Consider the following 25,521-nt stretch of genomic DNA (forward strand, 5'->3'; position numbering starts at 1 on the left):
AATCGTTACAGTAAGCGATCAATCAGAGGTGAACTAAATAAACGGTTTGGATCTAGCCGATGGAGGACCTTACCCACTTCAGCAATAGTTAAACTGAGTGGTTGATCAAGTGCATGTACATAAGGAATTTCTTGGTTTAAATACCAGTCATTTGCCCAAGCCTTCTCGTGGGTATACCCCCAACCTTTAGACCATTCAGGCCGAATCAAACTATCACCACGATAGCGTTGATGCATCCACTGTTCTGTCTCTGCATAAAACTCTGCCGCATAGGGCGTGTCTGGAAGCGTTAAAATGTCAAACCAGACTGCGCAATCCCACTCTGGATGATTCGGACACGGCTTGATTGCAGAAAGTGCTGCTGTTTTTGCATTAGGAACAATTGAGTCACTGGCATGGTCCAATCCTGTGACACGAATTTCAACCGGTCCATTCATTGGATATCTGTTCAGTGTGCGATATGCATTCACACGTTGCTGATAGTTTTCACAGAAATCATGAATGACTTTTTGAACATTTTGACGTGATGTCAGTACAGCATAACCATTTGCGGTAACACGTAATGTCGTTGGTTTGACATAGAGTAAAAGATTCTTGGAAGCCCCCCACAAATCCTTGCTTTGACTACTCAGCAACCCACCCGTCAAGACCGTTGATGTTCCAGAGAGCAAAGATCCTTGTAATCCCAAGTACGAAATTTTCGCCTGTAACTGTCCAAAACTCGGCGTTAAATAGCCTTGTCCAGCAATAATAATGTCATGGATCAGGTCTGTAATTGGTTTGGGAATATTGTCAGAAAACCAATAGTTGAATGGATGTCTCACAATTTTTGAGCTCAGCGGTTTTGTCTCGGCAACAGACCATACTTTAAGCCATGGATAATCAGTAAACGGAAACCAGATTGCCTCAGCTCTACCGGCTTTATCTAAAAATGACGAAAATGTCCGCCCATTTTGAGGATGCTGTGCAAAAAGCTCTTTATAGTGAATATTCATGATACTTTCGCAGCGTAAATACTGGTTCTTCGCACTTTGCAATTGTACCGACAAAATAAAAGCCCGCCCCAAATGTACCAATAGCGCACTAATATCTTCATGATCACGGAAAAAAACTTTGGGAATATAGGTTCTGGTCTGAGCATCGAAAACCACTGCCGTAACTGAAGTGACTAGATTACTAATCGAACCATAGGTCTGGCCTAATTGACGTTTTTCATTTAATGCAGGAATCCCAGTACCATGACCATCAATTGCCAATACACCGCCAATGGTTAAATCGCCAGGTGCAGGCGTAGCAATAAAACCTAAATCACGATCTTCCATCGCTTGCAGAAGATCTTGCATTAATGCGCCAGCTTCAGCCGTCACAATTCTTCCTGAGGTTGAAATCTTGATGCGGTTGATATGCGATACCATATCAATCAATAGAATACGTGTATTATCACTTGCTGGGTCCAGCATAATAGGAGACCAATTGTGAGACATCCCTTTGGCCCTAACTTTATAATTGTTGTTATAAGCCCAGTTAATTGCCAATAGAACTTCAACAATGGTTTTAGGTGAACAGGTCCACACCTTTTCAACAAATAATTCACCAGACCAATTCTCATATCGTTGTCTATAAAGTTCCACATGAGGAAAATTAGGTGGTCGTTCAGACGGTTGAAAAAAAGAGGCATTCACTCTGGTGGTCGGAAACCAGCTTGCAACCACGCCAGCGCTTGCAAGACCTATCATTTTTTTTAAAAAATCACGCTTACCATGATCAATATTCGTTGTTGGTTCAGTCATTTTATTCACTTTCTTTTTTTTAATTTATAGCGTTATGAAAAAACAAAAAGAAAGGAATAACGTATCATCCCTTTCTTGTACAGCGTATTAAGTTAAAATCGTTGGAATAGGGGTATATAACCCTTCACCTTTTTCTTTTTCATAATGGTTTTGAGTTTCTGCAACATCCCCGCCCAGTGCTCGACCTAGGGCAATACCAGCTTTAGAAGCAGCATAACCCGTCGTATCTGCCGCTTGATGGACTAAGCCCAGACCAACCGCACTAAAAACGACACCAACTGAGGAGATAAGTGGATTGTTTAGAAATTGATTGCCTAAATTTACAGCCGTGATAATTGAATCACCGATAAAAGTACCAGCACCTGAAACTTGGTTAATTTCTTCAAGACTTAATTCTTTTAAACTCATAATATTCACCTTTTTTTTGATTGATATTTCATGAAAAGAATCTAGTTTTCTAGATTCAATTTCATCATACAGTCAAAAAACACGAAATATATTACAGTTTAAGAATAAAAAGTGATATAAATCACACTATTTATGAGTTGTTTAGAATAAGTAAAACTAATTATTTGATTTATATTAATTAAAATAAAAATTAACAAATGATTTTATAACCACATCACACTTTCATCTTATTTAAGCTTAAAATCACAGCCTGTTTAGTGGCAATTGGACCATTGCCTGTATTGCTGCAACTCATCTGGCGAATTGATACTGTGCAAAAAAAGACTTTGCTTTTGAAATGCAACAGACTGTGCCTTGAGTTGCTTGAAACTCTCTCGCAAACTCAATCTGTTGTCCGCAAGCGCTTGCGTAAATACAGGCAAGCTATCTCGTTTGATCAAGCAAAATGGATATAAAGCATCCCCATTGATCATGACATAAGCAACCTGAGCTTCCCCTTGTTTATGTAAAGCACGATGTAACTTGAGTAACACCTGATTGGGAATATAAGTCACATCACAGGGAATAAATAATGCATAGTCCGCTTGCAAATGTGACCAAGCACTTTTCATCCCCATCAGTGGACCGAGGAAACCCTGCTGATCATCGGCATAGCATTGAATATCAGGTTCAATTTGTTGGTAAATCGTGCGATCTCGATGACTATTGACCCAAATATTTTGTACATCTGCTCTTAACTTCGCACAGATCTTTGAAAGCTGAATCTGATCATCAAATTGTTGCAGTAACTTATTTACGCCATTCATACGGCGTGCTTGCCCTCCCGCCAAAATCACCAGATCTGTAGCAGGATATTCTGTATTCATGCTTCTGCCTCCAATTGACAGGTTTTAATCAGACCACGAATTTCAGGTAAACAAGAACCGCAATTGCCGCCTGCTTTTAAACAGGCTGTAACTTGTTTTTCATGGCTAATCTTTTGTGTTTTAATGGCTTCGATAATCTTATTTTTACCCACTTTAAAACAACTACAGACCAAGGGTCCATCATTATTTACAGCAGACATCGGCATCCCTGCCAGCAAGGCTTTACGATGCATGGCACTTAATCGTTCGCGTTTAAATAGACTCGCCACCCAATCCCGATCGGGTAATAGATCAGCAGGTGCGATATATAAACTGGCAATCAGAATCCCGTCTTTTAAAATTACACTATGACTGAGCTGCGATGAAATATCTTCCAGACTTAACCATTCATAGGTTTCATCGACAAAAGGCAAAAAGCTTTTCAGATTGTTTTGAGTTTGATCAAGACTCTGACGATCGGCAAGTTCATAACGAATGGCTTTTGTCGTTTTAATCTTGGCCCACCACGCACAATTTTGCAATGAAGCTTTAATCTGATGTTCAAAGCCTTCACGCACATACAGCACGCCTTGCCATGTGGTATGGAATGGCTGAATAGCCACAGGGGTATGTTTGAATTCAGGCTCACCTGAGATCGCATCCACCACAGGATTGACCACTTTGCCAATGCGTGCATCAGAGGCCACCTGCTCAGTCCAATGAATCGGTGCAAAGATTTGACCACGGCGTACACCTTGTGCCAAGGTCACGCGCAGCACACAACGCCCCCATTGTGAGCGAACCTCCACCAAAGCTTTATCACGAATACCAAATTTTAACGCATCATTTGGATGAATCTCACAAAATGGCTCAGCCCGATGTGTGGTGAGATTTGCTGATAAACCCGTGCGGGTCATGCTATGCCACTGATCACGAATCCGTCCCGTATTTAGCACCAATGGATAATCTTCAGAGATGGTATGCACTGGATCAATGGCAACAGTTGGAATCAGTTTTGCTCTCTTATTTTTATGGCTAAAACTGCCTCGATCAAATAGCTGCTCCACCGCAACACTTTGACCTTTCTCCCAGACTGGCCATTGGCTTGGGCGCAGATGGTTATATTCATCCAGACTTAAATTCATTAAGCCTTTTAAATTGAAATAACGGAAATTTTCAACTTGATCACGTTGGTCAACACTGGCATTTTGATAAGCCGATAAAGCCGCATGTTCATTAAAAATGTCACAGGCATGATTAAAATCAAAACCAGTAAAACCGAGTTTTTTTGCAACCTCAGCCACCGCCCACCAATCGGCTTTGGCTTGCTTTGGCGGAGTTAAAAAGGCACGTTGCCTTGAGATACGGCGTTCAGAATTGGTGACTGTGCCATCTTTTTCCCCCCAACCCAATGCGGGAAGCAAGACATCTGCATAAGCCGTAGTATCGGTATCCGCACAAATATCAGAGACCACGACGAACTCACATTTTTCTAAGGCACGTTTGACTTGATCTGCATCAGGCAAACTGACTACAGGGTTGGTTGCCATGATCCAGATCGCTTTGATTTTGCCACTTTCCACTGCTTGGAAGAGGTCAACTGCTTTTAAGCCAGCTTGCTTGGCAATCACAGGGCTTTGCCAAAAACTTTGGACCAAATTCTGATGAGAAGGATTGTCCAAATCCAGATGTGCTGCCAGCATATTGGCCAATCCACCGACCTCACGTCCCCCCATGGCATTGGGCTGGCCTGTCATTGAAAATGGCGCTGCCCCTAATTTTCCAATTTTTCCAGTCAACAAGTGACAGTTGATAATGCTATTGGCCTTATTCACCCCTTGAGAGGATTGATTAACCCCCATCGAAAACAAGGTGATCACTTTTTCTGTTTGAGCAAATTTCTCAAAAAAAAGTTGTAATTTTTCTGCGGAAATTCCTGTACGTTTCACTAATGCGGCAAAGTCTTTTTCACCTTTACTCACCGCTAACAGTTCCGCTAAACCTTCGGTCTGGGTCTCAACAAAATGATGATCGGTATAATCATGATGGTAAAGATATTGAAACAGGCCATTAAATAAAGCCACATCCTGACCCGGCAAGATCGGTAAATGTAAATCTGCTTGTTCACAGGTACTGGTAAAACGAGGGTCGACCACCACCACAAATAAATCTGGATTTTGAGTTTTCGCCTGCATGATGCGTTGATACAGCACGGGATGACACCATGCGGTGTTGGAACCAACCAGAACCACCATGTCAGTATGTTCAAAATCTTCATAACTGGCAGGCACAATATCCTCACCAAAGGCACGTTTATGTGCTGCAACCGCAGACGACATACATAGTCGTGAATTAGTATCAATATTGGCGGTGCCCAAATAGCCTTTTACAAACTTATTCACCACATAATAATCTTCGGTCAGCAACTGTCCTGAGACATAAAATGCAACGCTGTCAGCTCCATATTGATCTATACACGCTTGAAACTGGTCTGCAATTTTCTCGATGGCTTGATCCCATGTCGTCACTTGACGATGGTTTTTACGGCCAAATATAGGGTGCAAGACACGAGTTTCCAAGCCTAATGTATCTGCCAAGTTGCTGCCTTTAATACACAGTCGTCCAAAGTTGGAAGGATGATCCAGATCACCCGCAACTTGTACCGTCATGCCATGCGCTTTATGTTGCACACTAACATCCACACCACAGCCAACCCCACAATAGGGACATGTCGTTTTTGTAATGATTGTTTCTGCCTGATCGGAGCGACTGTGTTCTAAAATTTGAATACTGTTCATGACTGCCCCTTTGAATCCCACCCAGCCTCCCTTTATCAAGGGAGGAGTACCGCGAATTCATATCTTAAATAATTGAAGAAAAGTCTCTCTTTGATTCTGAGAAGGAAACCACGAACTCTCGTCATTGCTTAAATTCGTGTCATTCCCCCGCTTTTACAAAGAGGGGGTTAGGGGGAGATTCTTCACCCTGCCTTTTTCATTGCAAAGTCCTTACCAAATAGCAGCTTGTTTCTAAAGGTAGAAATTGGCGTTTGATCAGCAATCAACTCGGCATACCACATCCCATCTTCTGTATCACCAAATAGAACCGCACCAATCACTTTATCTTTCTGGATAATGATACGTTTGTAAATTTGACGTTTATCATCATTCAGGATGATGTCTTCATAATCTTCTTTCGGTTCGCTATTTTCTAAATCAATTCGCCCTGCAGAGAACACATCAACACCACTGACTTTTAACTGGGTTGGTACGGTTGGTGATTTAAAGGTTAAGCTGCCATGTTCAGCCAAATGCGTTGCACAGATAAATGCTTGTCCCCATAACGGCTCAACCAGACCAAAAGTTTGATTACGATGTTCGATGCATTCACCTACCGCATAGATACTTGGGTCAAAAGTTTGCATGGTGTCATTCACCAAGATGCCACGATTACAACGTAGTCCTGCACGTTGAGCCAAAGCAATATTCGGACGAATCCCAACCGCAAAAATCACCAAATCCGCATCCAATAGTGTTCCATCTTTAAGTCGGACTTGACTGACATGCCCCTCTTCACCAATCAACGCTTCGGTATTGGCTTCCGTGATGATATTGATCCCCTTTTGCTCAATGCTCTGACGCAACATACGGCTGGCACGTCCATCCAACTGACGCTCCATAATACGATCCATCAAGTGTAGAACTGTCACATTCATGCCACGTTGTTTTAGTCCATACGCCGCTTCCAGACCCAGCAAACCACCACCAATCACCACCGCATTTTTTTTGCTTTCGCAGTATTTGATCATGGTGTTGACATCATAAATATCACGGAAGCTGATCACGCCTTTTAAATCTACACCTTGCACGGGTGGAATAAACGGTGATGAACCAGTCGCAATAATCAAACGATCATAATCAACACTTTCACCTTTCTCGGTATGCACCACTTTTCGGGTACGATCAATCTTGATCGCGGGATCATTGGCAATAAATTGAATCCCTTTATCGCGGTACCATGCATGTGGATGCAGCATGATGTCATCAATAGTTTTTTCGCCTGAAAGTACTGGTGATAACATGATACGGTTGTAGTTACCCCAAGGTTCCTCACCAATCACCGTGACTTCATAGCGATCTGGTGCCATATCCAGTAGGTCCTCCAGACAACGCATACCTGCCAGACCATTACCAATCAGCACCAATTTCAGCTTTTCTTGCGCAGCGCCATTGTTGGTAATATAAGTTTTTTGCGGAACAGACCCGACCCAAACCCGACCATTTTCAATTTTGGTTGGGAAAACCAAGAGCTTTTGATCTTTATCTTCCAGGCAGCGCCCCGTCGCCAAACTAAAATGTTGTTTGTAAATCGGCGATGCAATCACACGTTCACCTTGTAAATCACCGATGATGCCGCGACACATCACATTGGCTTGGCTGAATGGATCTTTATTACTTAAAGCATAAATGCGTTTTTCATGCCCGACACGGAACAGAGCAACCGATTGACCTCCAATCAGCGCCCCCACACCTGTATTTGGTGTGATGTCATCCAGCCCACACACCTCAACCCATTGATCGTCTGGCAGCATATCCATATTCTTTAAACTGGTCATTTAAGTTCTCCTTATGCTTCAACCATGGGGATGCGATCGACTGAACGTTCAGCCTCATTCAAAGGGCGAATCTGATCACGTATTTGGGTAAACTGAATATGTGGATCAGCCTGCTCCTCGGCACTGGCATTGATATAGGTTTGAAAACGTTTACGGATTTCAGGATTTTCCACCGCAGTGCGCCATTCATCTTGATAAGTACCGACCACATGGCTCATACGGCTTTCGAGTTCTTCGGCTAGTCCTAAGGAATCATCCACAATCACGGCTTTGAGATAGTCCAGACCACCTTCCATATTGTCACGCCAGACACTGGTACGCTGTAAACGATCTGCGGTTTGGATATAGAACATAAAGAAACGGTCGATATAACGGATCAAGGTTTGCGTATCAAGGTCTGATGCCAATAGTTCCGCATGGCGCGGTTTCATGCCGCCATTGCCACAGACATACAGATTCCAACCTTTCTCAGTTGCAATCACCCCGACATCTTTACCTTGCGCTTCGGCACATTCACGCGTACAACCTGACACCGCCATTTTCAATTTATGTGGTGAACGTAAGCCTTTATAACGATTCTCTAATTCAATCGCTAGGCCAACAGAGTCATCTACGCCATAACGACACCATGTACTACCGACACATGATTTCACGGTACGCAAGGATTTACCGTACGCATGACCAGATTCAAAACCAGCTGCGTTGAGCTCTTCCCAAATAAACGGCAGTTGATGGATTTGTGCACCAAATAAGTCAACCCGTTGTCCGCCCGTGATTTTAGTATATAGATTATATTTCTTGGCGATTTGACCCACGGCGATTAAGCCATCAGGTGTGACTTCCCCGCCTGCCATACGTGGCACAACCGAGTAAGAACCATCTTTTTGAATATTGCCCAAGTAGTAATCATTACTGTCTTGTAGACCCGCATGGCTTGGTTCAAGTACAAAATCATTCCAGCACGATGCCAAAATATTAGCCGCCATGGGCTTACAGATATCACAGCCTAAACCATGACCATGTTGATGAATCAAATCATCAAAAGTCTTGATTTCATTGACACGAACCAAGTGATAAATCTCTTGGCGTGAGTATGGAAAATGTTCGCAGACATGGTTATTGACTGTTACGCCTTGGCGTTGTAGCTCGGACTTTAACACTTGCGTCACTAAAGGTGCACAGCCACCACAGGCTGTTGCCGCTTTGGTACATTTTTTCAATGCACCGAGTGAGGTTGAACCCTCACAAATCGCTTGGCAAATATCGGCTTTAGATACATTGTTACATGAACAAATAGTGGCGCTATCCGGCAATAAATCGACACCACTGCCACCTGCTTTGGCACCTGAATCGGCAAAGCCGGGCATGATCAAGCTTTCAGGGCTTTCTGGTAATGCCAGCCCATTCAACATCATTTGAAGCAGATCATTATATTCTTTGGCATCTCCCACTAAGACCGCACCGAGCAGTTTGGTTTTATCTGCATCAACCACGATCTTTTTATAAACCAAGCTATCTTCATCAGCATAAAAATAGCTGAGCGAATTTGGCGTCATGCCATGCGCATCACCCACGGATGCTACATCAACGCCCATCAACTTCAACTTGGTGCTCATATCAGCACCCGCGAAACAATGGGTTTCTTCGGCTAGGATATGTTTTGCGGCAATACGTGCCATGTCATAGCCCGGTGCGACCAGACCGTAGATTTTATTCTCCCAGAGCGCACATTCACCAATCGCATAAATATGTGGATCTGAGGTTTGGCAGTAATCATTGATTTTAATCCCGCCACGTTCTCCAAGCACCAAACCACTCACACGCGCTAATTCATCACGTGGGCGAATCCCCGCCGAAAATAAAATAATGTCTGTTTCCAGCTGGCTACCATCGGCAAACTTCATGACATGGGTTGCACTGTCACCCGCTTCAATACATTGTGTGGCTTTTTGGGTATGGACTTTGACCCCAAGATTTTCAATTTTACGGCGCAATACTTTACCGCCAAGATCATCAATTTGTACTGCCATCAAGCGTGGTGCAAACTCGACCACATGCGTTTGCAGATTTAAATCACGTAAGGCTTTGGCTGCTTCCAAACCCAATAAGCCGCCACCAATCACCACCCCCGTTTTAGCATTTAAGCTGGCAGCACGAATGGCATCTAAATCTTCAATGGTACGATAGACAAAACAGTTTTCACGATCATTGCCCGAAATTGGCGGGACAAAGGCATAAGAACCTGTTGCTAAGACCAATTTGTCATAATGAATCACATCACCGAAATTGGTGGTCACCGTTTGCTCAGCCGCATTAATTTCCACCACTTTGGTGTTCAGTCTGAGGTCGATACCATGTGCATCCGCGAAATCAAAACGTGCTAGAGATAAGTCTTTGGCAGATTTACCTGAGAAATATTCAGTCAAATGAACACGGTCATAGGCAATACGTGGTTCTTCAGCGAGAATGGTAATTTCCAGTTCATCGTCCGCTTTCTCTAAGATGGCTTCGATGAATTTATGTCCGACCATACCGTGACCAATCATCACTAATTTCATTGTTCTTCTCCCAAGATTTGATGAATGATTAAGCTGCGCTACTTTGTTCTGTGCCACGTTCTAAAACAGCCTGTTCAAACAAGCGTTGTTCTTTTTCTTTATGCTCAACTGAGAATCGGATCAACATTACAGAAGCTGCGGTAAAGACCACCAAACCGCCTAAGACCATTAAACAGGTTTGGATGTCCACCATGCCTTTCAGCAAGAATCCTGCCGCGACTGCACCGACATTACCGCCTGCACCAATAATCCCAGCAACACCACCAAGTGCATCACGATCAATAAATGGGACTAGCGCATAAGTCGCACCGCATGCCATATGGGTAAATAATGCAAAGATAGTCATACTGAGGATTGCCAATGCCACACCATTCATTTGAGAAAATAGCATCAGGAATAAACCTTCACCCAAAATCAGCAGGAATAAAACTTTCGTACGGCCATCAAGACCTTTTTTAAGTGCAACCCGATCTGAGACGATGCCGCCAAGTGCACGAGCAAATAACGCCAGCAAACCAAAAACCCCTGCTGCCATTCCCGCTTCTTTTAAACCGAAGTTGAAGTGCTCAACGTAATACATCGCAATAATGTTATGCATGAAAATCTCAATGCCAAAACATGCAGCATATGAGCCAAATAAGATCCAGACACGATAGTTACGTGCAGCATGCATTAAGATTGCAAGCCCGCCTTTTTTATCATTTCGGACTACAACACCTTGGGCACGGAGTTCTTTAAAATTTCCTTGCGGGCTGTCTTGAGTAAGTTTCCAATAAAGAATACCCACAATCACCATCATCATACCCGGTACCAGCAGTGCAATTCTCCACCCCATGGCTTGTTCAACGCCGAACATCACCAAGGCAGATAACAGCAAAGGCATCAAGGCTTGTGTTGCACCTCCACCCGCGTTGCCCCAACCTGCCGATGCAGCATTTGCAGTGCCAACGACATTCGGAGCAAACATAATGCTGGTATGGTATTGAGTGATGACAAAGCTCGCACCAATTGCACCAATCAGCAGACGAAAGAACAAAAAGGATTCATAACTATTTGCAGCAGCAACACCAAATACAGGAATACTGCCAATCAGTAATAGCGTGGTATAAGTTTTTCGCGGACCATACTTATCACACAGCGGTCCAACGATTAAGCGAACAACAATGGTGATTGCAACAGCGGCAATATTGATATTGGCGATTTGATCTTTGGTTAAATGGAACTCGCCTGCAATTACAGGCATTAAAGGTGCGCAGGCAAACCAAGCAAAGAAACAGACAAAGAATGCCAACCAACTCATATGGAATGCACGCATTGCGGGTACAGAGAAATTAAATAACTTAATTGAAGTCGCTTTTTTAGCGGATAAATCTAAAGACATAGCCATCTCCCATACTGAACGTATCTTGTTTTGTTGACACATCAGGTTGTGTAAACAAATCGATCAGATCGGACATCGTTGGCCGTCTATAACTTTATAAGTCATCTTTGACTCAGTAGAGAATTAGCAATTGCTGTGCCAAGTGGCTGCAACCCTAGAATAAAAAAACATATTCACTTGTTTTTAATTATTTTTTTATCTTATCAACCTTAGATGACTGAACTTTTATACCGCTATACACACTGAATGACCTGTTTTGAAGCATTGTTTGCCCTGCTTCAAAACAATTCCTTTTTTGCACCAATACTGCACACAACTACTTTTTTAGTATCCTCCCTGATTTTTCATTTCCTCCATCAATCAGCAACGATACAATAGCAGCGATCAACTATCGACTCAGACTGTATTTGAGTTATAAAAACTATTTTACTGGCACTCTTTTTGCTTCAAAAACAAGACTGACTCACATTGAACAAGATGTGCATAGACCAACTGTTTGACCTTATATACTTATGCCGAAACTCAAGATCGCACTTATTGATGACGACCAGGCTCGGGCTGAATACTTAAAAGCATGTTTGATCGAACATGGCTTTGATGTTGTTGCTTGCTTTACCCTAGATCACTTCAATATTTTTAAACTCGAACACCTTCAAGCCGATGTCATTCTGCTTGATATGGATCACCCGCATCGCGATGTGATTGAAAGTTGTGTCAGCAGCTTTGATCTACCCACTGTTCTGTTTACCAAAAATACAGATAAGGAAACCATAAAACAGACCATTGATGCAGGTATTACGGCATATATCGTGGATGGTATTGAACCCAGCCGGTTGCATACCATTTTGGAAATTTCAATTGAACAATATAAAAAACATAAAAAGTTAGAATGTGATCTAAAAGATGCGCAAACCAAACTTGCTGATCGTAAAGATATCGAAAAAGCCAAAGTGCTATTAATGCAGTTACATGGGCTACCCGAAGATACTGCATTCCAGTTACTCAGAAAAAATGCCATGAGCCATCGTATGACCATTGGAGAAATGGCTCGCCGATTACTTGATGCACAACAACTTTTGAACAACCAGCTAAAGGATGAATAGATGACCCATTTAGTCGCGTTAGAGAAAGTAGAAAAAACAACATTACAGCTGGGCTATATCCCATTATTGGATTGCATTGCTTTGCTTTGGGCGAAACACCGCGGTTTTTTTGATGAGCTTGGTTTAAATGTCAACTTAGTCAAAGAAGCATCTTGGGCGAGCTTACGCGATCGTTTAGCCTTTGGCTTACTCGATGCCGCACATTGCCTGTCTGCCATGCTGCCAGCAGCAGCGGTCGGAACGGATCAAATTGGCATTCCACTCCAGACCCCTTTAGTGTTAAGCGAAAATCGCGCTTTCATTAGCTTGAGCCAGAAATTGTGTTATGCACTCAATATCCAGAAACAAGACTCGGCAGAAAGCTCGGCAAAAAAAATAACCGACTATATTCATCACAATCAAAATATTTCTTTCGCTCATGTCTTTCAACATTCCATTCATCATTATTGTCTTAGAGAATGGCTGACGTTGGCCGACCCAAAACTTGCTCAATCTATTCAATTAAGAACCCTACCACCACCTTATATGGTTGAAGCCATGAGCAATCATTTCATTGATGGATTTTGTGTGGGCGAACCGTGGAATACTCAAGCAGAGCTCGAAGGACTCAGCCACATGATCTGCTCTAGCCAACAGATTATCCCGAATGTCGCAGATAAAGTTTTGGCGGTCACACAAGAATGGGCCAAACAAAACCCCAAAACACTGATTGCTTTAACCCGTGCTATTGCGAAAGCCCAGCAAGAGCTACAGCAACTTGAAGACTTTACTGCTGTATGGCAATTGCTGATCGAGTTTAATGTGATCCAATTTCAGTGCTCATCAGATATCCACGTAGAGAAATATTTCACCATCCAAAATATTATTCGTCATTTTGTACAAGGCAATGCTGAACCAAAAGCAAAAGATTTTGAGTGGCTATTCCAACAGATGTATAAATGGAGCAGTGCTGACCACACCATTCAGGCTTATACCGAACAAGCACGGGCCTGCCTGCTGCTTGAAATCCATCAAGCGGCTGCCAGTCAGTTATAAAAGAATAAGACAAAAAAAAGCTGCTTTAATATCCCAAAGCAGCATTGAAAGACCCATAAGAGCTTACGCCAATCAAATGTAAGCTCTTAAGTAGAGTTAATATTATTTAAAAAGTAGATATCTTTATCGGACATTTTCATGTCATTAACTGCCATCTCCAATGTGAAAATTCATCATTTCTGCCAACTGTTGCACTGAGCGGAATGATCAATCCACAATCATCTCTCCCCATTCCAAGCAGGCAGTTCTCATAAGGAAACCAACTGAAGTCACAGCATAAAAAAATAAACATGCATGTCCTCATGTTTCTGATTTTCATCTCTTAAAGATAAAAAACAAAAACAAATAAAAACAAATACTTAAAATAAAAAAGAGACATCTTTAAACCAGTTCATCTATGCTCCTTCTTATCGTTTTATCGAGATCCAGATCCAGTAAATCCACAAAAAACAAAACAATTTGACTCCCGAGTTACACAAATCTCATGAACGAAATGGGGTAATTCAGTTTAAAATGTCTAAAACTTAAATTACGCTAAATTTTGTCATATTTTAACATTGCCAATTCCTTGCAAAGTTTTCATTATATGCACCATGCTTGGTATGCAAATTTCTTCATCAATTAAAACAAATTATAAAAAACTTGCAGAATTTTGTGCCATAATAAGCAAACTTTGCAGACATCTTGCAAAAAATATTTGCAGTTTTAGAATTGGAGCAGGCTGAATGAGCTCAACCATTTTGGTGATTCACGGACCGAATTTAAATTTGCTGGGAAAGCGCGAACCAGAAGTCTACGGTTATCTCAGTTTAGATGATATTAACCAGCAACTCACTGCTCAGGCTAAACATGCATCACTTACACTAGATACTTTTCAAAGCAACTGGGAAGGTGCGATTGTCGATCGCATTCATCAGGCACAAATTGAGGGTGTGAAATTTATCATTATCAACCCTGCTGCCTTGACACATACATCAGTTGCTTTACGCGATGCCCTACTCGGCGTTGCCATCCCATTTATTGAGGTTCATTTGTCAAATGTTCACGCCCGTGAATCATTCCGTCATCACTCATATCTGTCAGATAAAGCCATTGGCGTAATTTGTGGCTTAGGTGCGAAGGGTTATTCCTTCGCACTCGATTACGCTATCGAAAAAATTCAATCTTCTAACTAATTTTAAACACATTAGGAATGCTCACTCATGGATATCCGTAAAATCAAGAAACTCATCGACCTGATGATTGAATCTGACTTACAAGCGATTGAAGTTAAGGAAGGTGACCAATCCATCTCATTAACTCGCCCGACTCCTGTTTATGCAGCTGCAGCTGTTGCAGCGGCACCAGCCGCTTCTGCTCCAGCAGCACCAGCCGCAAAAAACCCTCGTGGTGCAGTTGAAACATCTCCGATGGTTGGTGTGTTCTATGCTGCGCCTAGCCCAGGTGAAGCGCCATTTGTTAATGTAGGTCAAACCGTTTCTGCGGGTGAAACGCTCGGTATTATTGAAGCAATGAAAATCATGAACCCAATTGAAGCAACCAAGAGCGGTGTCATTGAAGAGATTTTAGTGAAAAATGGTGAAGTGATTCAATTCGGTCAACCACTTTTCCGCTACCGTGCTTAATAAGTTTGGGGATTCCTATGTTGCAAAAAGTATTAATTGCAAACCGTGGTGAAATCGCTTTACGAATTACTCGGGCTTGTAAAACTCTTGGCATTAAAACTGTCGGTATCTATTCGGATGCAGATAAAGATTTAATGCACTTACGCTTTGTTGACGAAGCAGTATGTATTGGACCAGGCGCAAGTAGTGAAAGCTATTTAAATATTCCTGCAATTATTACTGCTGCGGAAATTACGGGTGCGGATGCAATTCATCCTGGTTATGGCTTCCTTTCTGAAAATGCAGAATTTGCAGAAATCGTAGAAAGTTCAGGATTTATTTTTATTGGCCCACGTCCAGAACATATCCGCCTGATGGGGAATAAAGTTTCTGCGATTATTGCGATGAAAAAATCGGGTGTACCGACTGTACCTGGTTGTGATCACGCCGTGACCATTAATAATGCACTTGCAGAAGCCAAAGAGATCGGCTTTCCATTGATCGTAAAAGCTGCGTCTGGCGGTGGCGGTCGTGGTATGCGTATCGTAGAACGTGTCGACACGTTACTTGAATCTGTTCAAGCCGCACAGCGTGATGCTGAAATGTGGTTTGGCGATGATACGGTGTATATGGAACGTTTCTTACAGAAACCTCGCCATGTCGAAGTACAAGTGTTAGGTGATGGCAACGGCCATGCCATTCACTTATATGATCGTGACTGTTCTTTACAACGTCGCCATCAAAAAGTGTTAGAGGAAGCGCCTGCACCAAACCTCCCAGAACAAGCACGTGCCGATATTCTTGAAGCCTGCGTCAATGCATGTAAGTTAATGCAATATCGTGGTGCTGGAACATTCGAGTTTTTATTTGAAGAAGGTGAATTCTTCTTTATCGAAATGAATACCCGTGTTCAGGTTGAGCACCCAGTGACCGAAATGGTAACAGGTGTCGATATTATCGAACAGCAACTTCGTATTGCGGCTGGTTTAGGCCTAGAACTTGAACAAGAGCAAATCGAAGTAAAAGGCCATGCGATTGAATGCCGTATCAATGCAGAAGATCCAACCACCTTCTTGCCTTCACCAGGTAAAATTGAAAGTTTCTATGCACCTGGTGGCGCTGGAATTCGTTTAGACTCTCATATTTATCAAGGCTATAGCATCCCTCCTTACTATGACTCAATGATTGCAAAATTGATTTCTCATGGTAAAGATCGCGAGACTTCTCTGGCTCGCATGCGCCAAGCTTTAGATGAAATGATTTTGACCGGAATCAAAACCAATATTCCATTGCATAAAGATTTAATCTTGCAAGATAAAAACTTCTGCGAACAGGCAATGGATATTCACTATCTTGAAAAGCATTTGCTAAAACAGCTTGAGCCTAAAGCTGAGAAAGCCTAAATAAAAAAGCCTCTTGAATAAGAGGCTTTTTTATTTCTAAATCTCTTTAAGGTAGAACACGGCGTAACGTTGCAAAACACTTATCACCTTTTTCACTGGCACAAAAATCGATGGTCGAATCATTTGCCCATTTCACGAAATATTGGGACACCTCACCTGTCTGATCTTCCTTCTGACCTGAACAATCCGTTTCATTATTGTCATATTTAATCTGTAGAATCAGCGCTGGTAATCGTTCTTTATGATCTTCTGATGGCTGATAATCGTATAAGCCATAAGACCATTCCTGACCACTTTTGATCACGACATCACTGGCACCACGGAAATTATAGTACTCGACACATTTTTTATTATTGGGAATTTCCATTCCCCACAATCCCATGATTTCAGGGCGAGTCGTGACACGAATCGCATTCGCTTTAGCTACCTGTTGCGGTGTTACTGTTGCTTTGTTATTTACGACCGTCTCTGCCATAGTCCATGTTGAGCAAGCCCATAATAATCCAATAATATAAATATTTTTCATAGATTTAATTAAGTCGTCATCTAAAACGGTGCATAAGCTTAAATTAGCATATTTTTTAATAAAAGCATGCATTCATAACCATATAAACACAATATTTTTGCCATGTAATTTAGTTCGTCGTTTTGCTATTTTTTCAGGTATTCTATTTTACAACTTATATTTATTTTTACTTTATAAAGATTTAGCTTTAGGGATAAAAGCCATGAAATTTTCCGAATACATACAATATGATGGTCTTGGATTAGCACAACTGGTCAAAAACAAACAAATCCATCCCTCAGAATTACTCGAAACTGCATTGCAACGCAGCAATCTGGTCAATCCCAAGCTGAATGCCATCATTATCCCCATGTATGAGCAAGCCAAACAACGTGCTCAGCAGAATTTAACAGGCCCCTTTGCAGGTGTTCCATTTTTAGTCAAAGACCTCTTTCAAGAATATAAAGATATCCCGACCTCCTATGGCTGTCAGGCACTCAAAAACATCAATTACACCCCTGACTTCAATGCAGAAATTGTGAATCGTTGGGAAAAAACGGGCATTGTCACTTTTGGGCGTACCAATACCCCTGAATTTGGTATTAAAGGAATTACCGAACCTGATGCTTGGGGTACATGTCATAATCCCTGGAATCTAAAACACAATAGCGGTGGTTCCTCGGGGGGAGCGGCTTCAGCTGTTGCAGGTGGTTTAGTACCGATTGCAGGTGCTGGAGATGGTGGCGGGTCAATTCGTATCCCAGCCTCTTATTGTGGTTTATTCGGACTCAAACCAAGTCGTGGACGTACACCTTGGGGGCCACAATTTAGCGAAGCCATGCACGGTGCTGCCATGCAACATGTACTCAGCAAAAGCGTTCGAGACAGTGCAGCCATGCTGGATGCAGTGCAAGGACCTGAACAAACCTCACTATTTCGAATTGAAGCGCCTGAACAAAAGTATCTTGATGTGATTCAACAAATACCGAAGAAGCTCCGCATTGCATTTAATACTCAGTCACCGATAGGCACCAAAGTTTCTAAAGATGCCATCCAAGCTGTGCAACAAACAGCGAAGCTGTTGGAATCATTAGGTCATATTGTGGTGGAAGACTGTCCACAGATTGATGGCATGGAACTGGCCAAAGACTTCGTGACTACTTGGTTTAGCCAATTCTCTTATATGCAGGCGCAAATCAAACAAATGGCAGGCGCTAGCGATCGTGATTTCGAACTGGATTCAATTGCTTTGGCTGCTTTTGGTGCTAAAACTACAGCCACGGAATATATTCATACCTTGAATAATTGGGGGCTGTATAGCACTCAAATGAATATTTTCTTTGAAAAATATGACTTATACCTCACCCCAAGCACAGCATCTGTCGCGCCAAAAAATGGTGAAGTCGCCACACCGGTCTGGCAGAGACCTATCCTAAAAGGCTTGCTCAAAGTTGGTAAAGCGCATTATTTGGCTCAAGGTAAACTGGTTGAGAAAATGGTACAAGACAATTTAAGTTGGGTGCCTTTTACCCAGCTCGCCAATGTAACAGGCCTACCGGCCATGTCAGTGCCGTTGTACTGGAATAAACATGGTATGCCACTGGGTAGTCAGTTTATTGCACCCTTTGGACGAGAAGACCGCTTGTTGCAACTCGCCGCTCAACTGGAACAAGCCCAACCGTGGATACCACAATATAAGCATATCCAAATCTAGTCTAAGTTTTGGCTGCGGTTTCCACTTGATTCGGCAGCCATACCACCAACAGCAAACCAAACAAGACCACAATACTAGCGCAGAAGAACATTGTTGCACCTGAAAAGGTTTGCCAATAATGCCCCGCCAGCAAACTCCCAGACGCCACACCTAAGCCCCACATGGTACTATACAAAGCTTGCCCTCGGCCTTGCTGCTCGGGTGTAAAGTTTTGGAAAATCACTTTCATGGCAATCAGATGGAACAGACCGAAGCTAAAGGCATGCAAGCATTGAGCAAGCAATTGCCCAATATAATGGCTTCCCAAGATACCAACCAAGAACCAACGTAAACTGGTCAAAATCAGGCAAATTACCACCAATGTCCGCCACGAAAAGCGGGTAAAGAACAGCTTTTGTGCAACTGCGAACATGACAATTTCAGCAATCACCCCCATCGCCCATAAGCTGCCGATTTGTGTGGTACTAAAGCCGATTTCTTTTAGATAGTTACTATAAAAGCTATAAAACGGCGCCAATGAAAATAGCAAAATAAATTCGATACTAAAAAAGGCCGCGACAATGGGTCGTTTTAAAATCGGCAGCAGTGGTTCAAGTGTTTTTTGCGAGCTTGGTGCGTGTTCAGGTTCTTTAATACTAAATGACCAGAGAAAAGCCAAAAATGAAACAGAGAGCAGTAAAATTGGCAGCATTGAAATTGGAATAACTTCCAACAAAGCCCCTATGACAAATACACCGACAATAAAACCAACTGAACCCCATTTACGTACTATGCCATACAGTTCAGCACGTTTTTCGCCTAACCAGAATAAGGTCACCCCTTCAAATTGCGCCAAAATTGCATTTTGGAAGAAGCTAAAAATCAACATCAGCAAAGCCACTGATTGGAAGCTATTCGGAATCACAAATATGGCAAACCAGATACAGGCTTCCATCCATGTCGCAATTCGCACCAAAAGCATTCGCTTTCCTGATTTATCGGCAATCCAACCCCAAATCAGCGGTGCAAAAAAACGGGTAATAATGGCAATGGAAGATAAAATGCCGATCTCTTGATAATTGAAACCTTGATCTTGAAGATACAGATTCCAATACGGCATGAATGTACCGACTATGGCATAGTAGAAGAAGTAGAAACCTGCGAGTCTGGTATTGATGGTCAGTGGTTGCATTGATCTGCTTTGAGGATACATTTGAAAGAATATCTAAAAGATAAACTTAATCATATTATTTTTTAGATAATATATGGCACAATCGAGAGAAAGCTTTATGTTCACTTATTCTATTCTACCGCAAGATATCATCAATAAAATAACTTTATGTATATAGAGAACTTTAAGTTCTAATTAAATATAAATTTCTCAAAAATCATTTCAGGTTTTTCATCACCACGGTACATAAATACATATCTTTGAGTGGTCATGTTGTTTTTTAGATCATAATATTCAAGATCAAAAAATTTATCATGCATTTCATGTGTTTTTGCAATTTGGACAGCAAGTAAAAGTCGATTATTAATACCCGTTCTGATCAAATTGATAATCTCAAAACTGCTACTTTCGCCTTGGTTGTAAATAAGCCGTATAGAGCGCGCATAACCCTCAATACAGTCCAACTTAAAATTTAAAGTTAAGCTAAATTGATCTGACTCAGATACCTCACTATATCTCAGGAGCTGTAAATCAAAAAAAGGTTGTATTTTGAGTCGCTCATTCACTAATGCGCTTTCATATTGAACTCTCATTTCCTTTAACTGTTCTTCTTGTAATTTTGTAGTATTCCGCATTTCTTCTGCTTGATTTACTAAGGCTTCTGTACTTTGCATTAACTCTTTAGCTTGTAACTTTAAAGCCTCTTGACTTTGATAGTATCCAATAACTACCCAAAGGAACGCCAATGGAGAGGCCATGCCCGCAATAAAATCACCTATTGAGTTTAAGTCAGCCGGAAATTTATATTTATTAATAAGTAATCCAACAAAGATCAACCAACCTAATGTTAACAACCACCCACATTTCAATAAGAGATTATTCATAATTATTTGCTTAAGTTTAAAGAAGAAGTTTAAATAAATAATATTAAAGCAATTTTCAGGCTATTACATATAAAAAAATAAGGCTGAAAATTATTTCAGCCTTATTTCAGAAGATTCATTAGCTTACAGTTAATTTATGCATCCGTATTCAACGCCACACTCGGTTGAGTATTTCTCAATTTACGCTGCTTTACATAATACGCCAGCATCAAACAGAGAATCCAAGCTGGGATCATCATCACTGCAATACGCATATCCGCAGTCAATGACATCACCACCAAAATACCCAGCATAAAGATCATGCAAAGATAGTTACTAAATGGATAAGCGATACTTGGGAACTTAGTAGTAACACCCTGTGCCTGCATGGCTTTGCGGAACTTTAAATGGGTCCATGAGATCACTACCCAGTTAATCACAATTGCTGCAACTACCAGCATCATCAACAGACCAAACGCTTTCTCTGGAAATGCATAGTTCAACAAGACACAAAGTACGGTGACGAATGCCGAAACATAAACAGCATTGGTTGGAATACCACGGCTGTTAATTTTTTTCAGGAACTTTGGTGCATTGCCTTGCTGTGCCAAACCTAAAAGCATACGGCTGCTACAATAACTGGTTCCGTTATAAACCGAGACTGCCGCAGTCAAAATGACAAAGTTCAACATGGTCGCAACACCTTGGCTATCCAACGAGGCAAAGACCATCACGAATGGGCTACCGCCTTGCGCCATTTGATTCCAAGGGAACAACGCAAATAAGATGAAAAGTGTTGCAATATAGAAAATCAAAATACGATAGATAATTTGATTGACTGCTTTTGGCAAGGTTTTATCTGGATCACGTGCTTCAGCCGCAGTAATCCCGAATAATTCAATTCCGCCAAAGGCAAAAATGATTACAGCCATTGCCATGACCAGACCTTCCACACCAAATGGGAAGAATCCACCCAATGCCCACAGGTTACTGATGCTCGCCTGTGGCCCTGCTGTGCCTGTTGCAAGCAAATAAGAACCAAAAGCGATCATGGCCAAGATTGCCAAGATTTTGATGATGGAAAACCAAAATTCCATTTCACCAAAAAACTTCACATGCAGAAGATTAATCCCGTTAATCAGGATAAAAAACACCAATGCCGAAACCCAAGTCGGGATTTCAGGCCACCAATATTGAATATACAGCCCGATAGCACTTAACTCTGCCATACAGACTAGAACATTCAGCACCCAGTAGTTCCAGCCAGACATAAAGCCTGCAAAAGAACCCCAGTATTTGTAAGCAAAATGGCTAAACGAACCACTGACTGGCTCTTGTACCACCATCTCACCTAACTGTCGCATCATCAGGAATGCAATCAAGCCTGCAATTGCATAACCCAAGATGACCGATGGACCTGCCAGTTTAATCGATTGGGAAATCCCGAGAAACAAACCTGTACCAATTGCACCACCTAGCGCGATAAGCTGGATGTGCCGATTGCTTAAACCGTGTTTCAGGTTTCCTTGTTCCTGTTTTGACATATGATTATTCTCATCCTTGTCGCGTAATTTTTCTGTCTAAAATTACGTATATCATAAGTTAATCACAAATGCCTATATCTAACCCGAAAAATAATTAATTCATTTTTCGAATAACCGCGCATATAAACAGAAAACTCCATAAATAACAAATATTATGAATAATGTAATTAAATTATGTATTGCGTAATTAAATATTTTCAGTATGATAGAAATCATAAAGTACATATTTCTTGCTTGAACGATAGGATTCAAATGGGTCAAAAGACCAATATTTATTTTATTTTCATATTGTTATAGAAAGCAGGATAAAAATTTAATAGGTCTTCATAAAACGAGAGACAAGGAAAGTAAATCATGGCACAACAATTAACCTCTTTTCTTGAGATTGATCCGCAATCAGATTTCACAATACATAATTTGCCATACGGTATTTTTAGCGAGAGCCCACAAGGTGAAAAACGTGTTGGCGTTGCAATTGGTGACTGGGTACTTGACCTTGCCGCATTAGAGCAAAAAGGCTTATTACAGCTCACGACAGCAAACTGTTTTAATCAGCCAACACTGAATAAATTTATTGAAACAGGCAAACAAAATTGGCATACGGTTCGCAGCGCCTTACAAAGCTTGTTGTCTGCGGAAAACCCAAGCTTACGTGATGATGCCGATTTACGTCAGCAGATATTGTTTAAACAAGAAAATGTGGTTTTACATTTACCGATTCAGGTGCCTGGTTATACCGACTTCTATTCATCTAAAGAACATGCCACCAATGTCGGCACCATGTTTAGAGATCCTAAAAATGCGCTATTGCCGAACTGGAGCGAACTTCCTGTAGGCTATAACGGTCGTGCCAGTTCTGTGATTGTCAGTGGCAAAGACATTGTACGCCCTTCTGGCCAAATCAAATTACCCAATGAAGAACGTCCTGTGTTCTCTGCGACACGTAAACTCGACTTTGAACTCGAGACCGCTTTTGTAGTGGGTAAAGCAACTGAACTGGGTGAGCCAATTGCCATTGAAAATGCATGGGAACATATCTTTGGCATGGTGTTGCTGAACGACTGGTCAGCACGTGATATTCAACAATGGGAATATGTCCCTTTAGGCCCTTTCAATGCCAAAACTTTTGCCAGTGCCATTTCACCGTGGGTGGTGACGATGGAAGCGCTTGAACCATTTAAAGTTAAAGGCCCAGAGCAGCAGCCAAAACCATTGGGTTATCTACAAGAAAAAACCGCAAACAGCTATGACATTCACCTGAGTGTTGAAGTTCAAACACCGCAATCTGCACAGTCTGATGTGATTTGCCAAACCAACTTCAAATATATGTATTGGTCAATGGCACAGCAACTAACCCATCACACCATTGCAGGCTGTAATGTTCAGGTTGGCGACTTGATGGGTTCAGGCACGATTTCAGGCCCAACCGAAGACTCGTACGGCAGCTTACTGGAACTGACGTGGAACACCACTAAACCACTGAGCCTCTCAAACGGCGAAAAGCGTGGCTTCTTGGAAGATGGCGATCGTGTCGTCATGAAAGGCTATTGTGAAAAAGATGGCATTCGCGTGGGCTTTGGTGAAGTTGCCAATCGCATTTTGCCAGCACGTCACTTTAGTTTTAATGAACAAAAGGACGAACGCTATGAAACTGTATAGTTACTTTCGTAGCTCTGCGGCCTATCGAGTGCGTATCGCACTCAACCTGAAAGAACTGCCGTATGAAACAGAAGCAGTTCATTTGGTCAAAAACGAGCAGCAACAAGCGAGCTATCGGGCACTAAACCCGAGCCAGCTTGTACCGACACTACTTGACCAAGATCAGGCCTTATTACAGTCGCTCAGCATATTGGAATATCTGGAGGAACGCTATCCAGCCAAAGCACTGTTGCCTAAAGACCTTATAGAACGTGCCAAAGTTCGGGCCTTCGCACAGACAATTGCCTGTGACATTCACCCGCTCAATAACTTGAGAGTGTTGAAGTACCTGCAAAAAGAGCTTGTAGTCAGTGATGCGCAAAAGAACAGCTGGTATCAACACTGGATTTTAGAAGGCTTTCACAGCTTAGAAATGCAATTACAGCATTCCAATGGGCAATTCTGTTTTGGCACCCAAGCCACCTTTGCAGACTGTTGTCTAATTCCTCAGGTCTATAACGCCAAGCGCTTCAAAATTGATTTAAGTGCTTTCCCAAAGATTGAGTCAATTTACCAACATTGCTTAACCCTTCCCACATTCTTGAATGCCACACCAGAACAACAACCAGATTGGGAATAAGCTAAAAAGGAGTTTTAACATGAGCTTTGCAATTAAAAAAATTCACCACGTGGCTTATCGCTGTAAAGATGCCAAAGAAACCGTGCAATGGTACAAACAAATGCTGCACATGGATTTTATCTTGGCGTTTGCAGAAGATCATGTCCCATCGACCAAAGCCTTTGACCCGTATATGCATTTATTTTTGGATGCAGGTCAAGGCAATGTATTGGCCTTCTTTGAGCTACCAACCCAACCAGAAATGGGCCGTGATGAAAATACACCACAATGGGTGCAGCACATTGCTTTTGAAGTCGAAGACCTAGATGCATTAATGACTGCAAAATCACATCTTGAAGAAAATGGGGTTAAAGTTTTAGGTGTAACCAATCATGGTATTTTCCATTCGATTTATTTCTTCGATCCAAATGGTCATCGCCTTGAACTGACCTATAACGATGTACATGCCGATGCCAAGATTGCTCGGATTACCGAAGAAATGAAACTGGAAATGCTGGAGGAATGGAGCCGTACCAAACGTGCCCCACACCACACCCACTTCTTACATGAAGATGAACTCGGTGCATAAACCAGATTCATTCTGTCAGGCATTAGAGTTTTAAAATTCTAATGCCTTTTTTATGGTCTAAATTTAGAGCATCGACCTGTTTTTACTGTATCTTGCACCGCTCAAAATAAAGTGCAATATGTCTAAAAACAATTGTATGCTTATACAATTCACCGAT

The 25,521-nt window shown here is 41.9% G+C and carries 20 protein-coding genes; 9 read left to right on the top strand and 11 right to left on the bottom strand.

What is annotated here, in order from left to right; all coding sequences use genetic code 11:
* Positions 1 to 5 precede the first annotated feature (5 nt).
* From F907_RS06740 to F907_RS06710, 7 genes are all read right to left on the bottom strand, one after another.
* Positions 6 to 1,790 carry a cholesterol oxidase substrate-binding domain-containing protein gene (locus F907_RS06740; RefSeq protein WP_016652542.1) on the bottom strand — a complete coding sequence of 595 codons (1,785 nt, stop codon included), beginning with the start codon at positions 1,788 to 1,790 and terminating at the stop codon, positions 6 to 8.
* Positions 1,791 to 1,877: 87 nt separating this feature from the next.
* Positions 1,878 to 2,198 (bottom strand): hypothetical protein, encoded by a 321-nt coding sequence (locus F907_RS06735; protein ID WP_005270860.1) that lies wholly within the window; start codon positions 2,196 to 2,198, stop codon positions 1,878 to 1,880.
* 254 nt (positions 2,199 to 2,452) lie between these two features.
* A complete protein-coding gene (gene mobA, locus F907_RS06730; protein ID WP_016652543.1) occupies positions 2,453 to 3,064 on the bottom strand; it encodes a molybdenum cofactor guanylyltransferase in 612 nt (203 codons plus the stop codon).
* Positions 3,061 to 5,841, bottom strand: coding sequence for a nitrate reductase (locus F907_RS06725; protein ID WP_032862119.1), 2,781 nt, complete (start codon positions 5,839 to 5,841; stop codon positions 3,061 to 3,063). The genes mobA and F907_RS06725 overlap by 4 nt, the downstream gene beginning before the upstream one ends.
* Before the next feature lie 182 nt (positions 5,842 to 6,023).
* Complete coding sequence (gene nirD / locus F907_RS06720) at positions 6,024 to 7,658, bottom strand: nitrite reductase small subunit NirD (RefSeq protein ID WP_016652545.1); 1,635 nt, start codon at positions 7,656 to 7,658, stop codon at positions 6,024 to 6,026.
* A gap of 11 nt (positions 7,659 to 7,669) precedes the next feature.
* A complete protein-coding gene (gene nirB / locus F907_RS06715; RefSeq protein WP_016652546.1) occupies positions 7,670 to 10,216 on the bottom strand; it encodes a nitrite reductase large subunit NirB in 2,547 nt (848 codons plus the stop codon).
* A 28-nt stretch (positions 10,217 to 10,244) separates the two neighbouring features.
* Positions 10,245 to 11,597: an MFS transporter gene (locus F907_RS06710; RefSeq protein WP_016652547.1), complete on the bottom strand. Its 1,353-nt coding sequence runs from the start codon at positions 11,595 to 11,597 to the stop codon at positions 10,245 to 10,247.
* Positions 11,598 to 12,109: 512 nt separating this feature from the next.
* Between F907_RS06710 and F907_RS06705 the strand changes: the two genes are divergently transcribed.
* From F907_RS06705 to accC, 5 genes are all read left to right on the top strand, one after another.
* Positions 12,110 to 12,700, top strand: coding sequence for an ANTAR domain-containing response regulator (locus F907_RS06705; RefSeq protein ID WP_005270879.1), 591 nt, complete (start codon positions 12,110 to 12,112; stop codon positions 12,698 to 12,700).
* Entirely contained in the window at positions 12,701 to 13,735 is a 1,035-nt protein-coding gene (locus F907_RS06700) for an ABC transporter substrate-binding protein (protein WP_016652548.1), read from the top strand.
* A 725-nt stretch (positions 13,736 to 14,460) separates the two neighbouring features.
* Positions 14,461 to 14,910 (top strand): type II 3-dehydroquinate dehydratase, encoded by a 450-nt coding sequence (gene aroQ, locus F907_RS06695; RefSeq protein WP_005270883.1) that lies wholly within the window; start codon positions 14,461 to 14,463, stop codon positions 14,908 to 14,910.
* Between the two features lie 27 nt (positions 14,911 to 14,937).
* Positions 14,938 to 15,360, top strand: a complete 423-nt coding sequence (gene accB / locus F907_RS06690) for an acetyl-CoA carboxylase biotin carboxyl carrier protein (RefSeq protein WP_016652549.1) — start codon at positions 14,938 to 14,940, stop codon at positions 15,358 to 15,360.
* Positions 15,361 to 15,377: 17 nt separating this feature from the next.
* Positions 15,378 to 16,742: an acetyl-CoA carboxylase biotin carboxylase subunit gene (gene accC, locus F907_RS06685; protein ID WP_016652550.1), complete on the top strand. Its 1,365-nt coding sequence runs from the start codon at positions 15,378 to 15,380 to the stop codon at positions 16,740 to 16,742.
* A gap of 46 nt (positions 16,743 to 16,788) precedes the next feature.
* Here accC and F907_RS06680 read toward each other — a convergent pair whose 3' ends face one another.
* Entirely contained in the window at positions 16,789 to 17,268 is a 480-nt protein-coding gene (locus F907_RS06680; protein ID WP_032862205.1) for a hypothetical protein, read from the bottom strand.
* Positions 17,269 to 17,470: 202 nt separating this feature from the next.
* On the opposite strand from F907_RS06680, the gene F907_RS06675 reads away from it, so the two are divergent.
* On the top strand, positions 17,471 to 18,961 hold the full coding sequence (locus F907_RS06675) for an amidase (RefSeq protein WP_016652551.1): 1,491 nt from the start codon (positions 17,471 to 17,473) through the stop codon (positions 18,959 to 18,961).
* Position 18,962: 1 nt separating this feature from the next.
* Here the strand turns inward: F907_RS06675 and F907_RS06670 are convergent, their stop codons facing one another.
* From F907_RS06670 to F907_RS06660, 3 genes are all read right to left on the bottom strand, one after another.
* Positions 18,963 to 20,132 (bottom strand): MFS transporter, encoded by a 1,170-nt coding sequence (locus tag F907_RS06670; RefSeq protein ID WP_016652552.1) that lies wholly within the window; start codon positions 20,130 to 20,132, stop codon positions 18,963 to 18,965.
* Between the two features lie 170 nt (positions 20,133 to 20,302).
* On the bottom strand, positions 20,303 to 20,995 hold the full coding sequence (locus F907_RS06665) for a hypothetical protein (RefSeq protein WP_016652553.1): 693 nt from the start codon (positions 20,993 to 20,995) through the stop codon (positions 20,303 to 20,305).
* 134 nt (positions 20,996 to 21,129) lie between these two features.
* Entirely contained in the window at positions 21,130 to 22,518 is a 1,389-nt protein-coding gene (locus tag F907_RS06660; protein WP_016652554.1) for an amino acid permease, read from the bottom strand.
* 354 nt (positions 22,519 to 22,872) lie between these two features.
* Between F907_RS06660 and fahA the strand changes: the two genes are divergently transcribed.
* From fahA to F907_RS06645, 3 genes are read left to right on the top strand one after another with little or no spacing between them, the layout of a single operon-like run.
* Positions 22,873 to 24,177: a fumarylacetoacetase gene (gene fahA, locus F907_RS06655; protein WP_016652555.1), complete on the top strand. Its 1,305-nt coding sequence runs from the start codon at positions 22,873 to 22,875 to the stop codon at positions 24,175 to 24,177.
* Complete coding sequence (maiA, locus tag F907_RS06650; protein ID WP_016652556.1) at positions 24,164 to 24,796, top strand: maleylacetoacetate isomerase; 633 nt, start codon at positions 24,164 to 24,166, stop codon at positions 24,794 to 24,796. Before fahA ends, maiA begins: the two co-directional genes overlap by 14 nt.
* Before the next feature lie 19 nt (positions 24,797 to 24,815).
* Positions 24,816 to 25,364 carry a VOC family protein gene (locus tag F907_RS06645; protein WP_016652557.1) on the top strand — a complete coding sequence of 183 codons (549 nt, stop codon included), beginning with the start codon at positions 24,816 to 24,818 and terminating at the stop codon, positions 25,362 to 25,364.
* Positions 25,365 to 25,521 lie beyond the last annotated feature (157 nt).

This window comes from Acinetobacter colistiniresistens (assembly GCF_000413935.1).
GTDB classification, from domain to species: Bacteria; Pseudomonadota; Gammaproteobacteria; order Pseudomonadales; family Moraxellaceae; genus Acinetobacter; species Acinetobacter colistiniresistens.

Coding starts and splice junctions, on each gene's coding strand:
- F907_RS06705 (WP_005270879.1), top strand. CDS start 12,110: ATGCCGAAACTCAAGATCGCACTTATTGATGACGACCAGGCTCGGGCT.
- F907_RS06725 (WP_032862119.1), bottom strand. CDS start 5,841: ATGAACAGTATTCAAATTTTAGAACACAGTCGCTCCGATCAGGCAGAA.
- F907_RS06740 (WP_016652542.1), bottom strand. CDS start 1,790: ATGACTGAACCAACAACGAATATTGATCATGGTAAGCGTGATTTTTTA.
- mobA (WP_016652543.1), bottom strand. CDS start 3,064: ATGAATACAGAATATCCTGCTACAGATCTGGTGATTTTGGCGGGAGGG.
- F907_RS06710 (WP_016652547.1), bottom strand. CDS start 11,597: ATGTCTTTAGATTTATCCGCTAAAAAAGCGACTTCAATTAAGTTATTT.
- maiA (WP_016652556.1), top strand. CDS start 24,164: ATGAAACTGTATAGTTACTTTCGTAGCTCTGCGGCCTATCGAGTGCGT.
- F907_RS06680 (WP_032862205.1), bottom strand. CDS start 17,268: ATGAAAAATATTTATATTATTGGATTATTATGGGCTTGCTCAACATGG.
- F907_RS06675 (WP_016652551.1), top strand. CDS start 17,471: ATGAAATTTTCCGAATACATACAATATGATGGTCTTGGATTAGCACAA.
- nirB (WP_016652546.1), bottom strand. CDS start 10,216: ATGAAATTAGTGATGATTGGTCACGGTATGGTCGGACATAAATTCATC.
- F907_RS06700 (WP_016652548.1), top strand. CDS start 12,701: ATGACCCATTTAGTCGCGTTAGAGAAAGTAGAAAAAACAACATTACAG.
- F907_RS06665 (WP_016652553.1), bottom strand. CDS start 20,995: ATGAATAATCTCTTATTGAAATGTGGGTGGTTGTTAACATTAGGTTGG.
- accB (WP_016652549.1), top strand. CDS start 14,938: ATGGATATCCGTAAAATCAAGAAACTCATCGACCTGATGATTGAATCT.
- nirD (WP_016652545.1), bottom strand. CDS start 7,658: ATGACCAGTTTAAAGAATATGGATATGCTGCCAGACGATCAATGGGTT.
- F907_RS06670 (WP_016652552.1), bottom strand. CDS start 20,132: ATGCAACCACTGACCATCAATACCAGACTCGCAGGTTTCTACTTCTTC.
- fahA (WP_016652555.1), top strand. CDS start 22,873: ATGGCACAACAATTAACCTCTTTTCTTGAGATTGATCCGCAATCAGAT.
- F907_RS06735 (WP_005270860.1), bottom strand. CDS start 2,198: ATGAGTTTAAAAGAATTAAGTCTTGAAGAAATTAACCAAGTTTCAGGT.
- accC (WP_016652550.1), top strand. CDS start 15,378: ATGTTGCAAAAAGTATTAATTGCAAACCGTGGTGAAATCGCTTTACGA.
- F907_RS06660 (WP_016652554.1), bottom strand. CDS start 22,518: ATGTCAAAACAGGAACAAGGAAACCTGAAACACGGTTTAAGCAATCGG.
- F907_RS06645 (WP_016652557.1), top strand. CDS start 24,816: ATGAGCTTTGCAATTAAAAAAATTCACCACGTGGCTTATCGCTGTAAA.
- aroQ (WP_005270883.1), top strand. CDS start 14,461: ATGAGCTCAACCATTTTGGTGATTCACGGACCGAATTTAAATTTGCTG.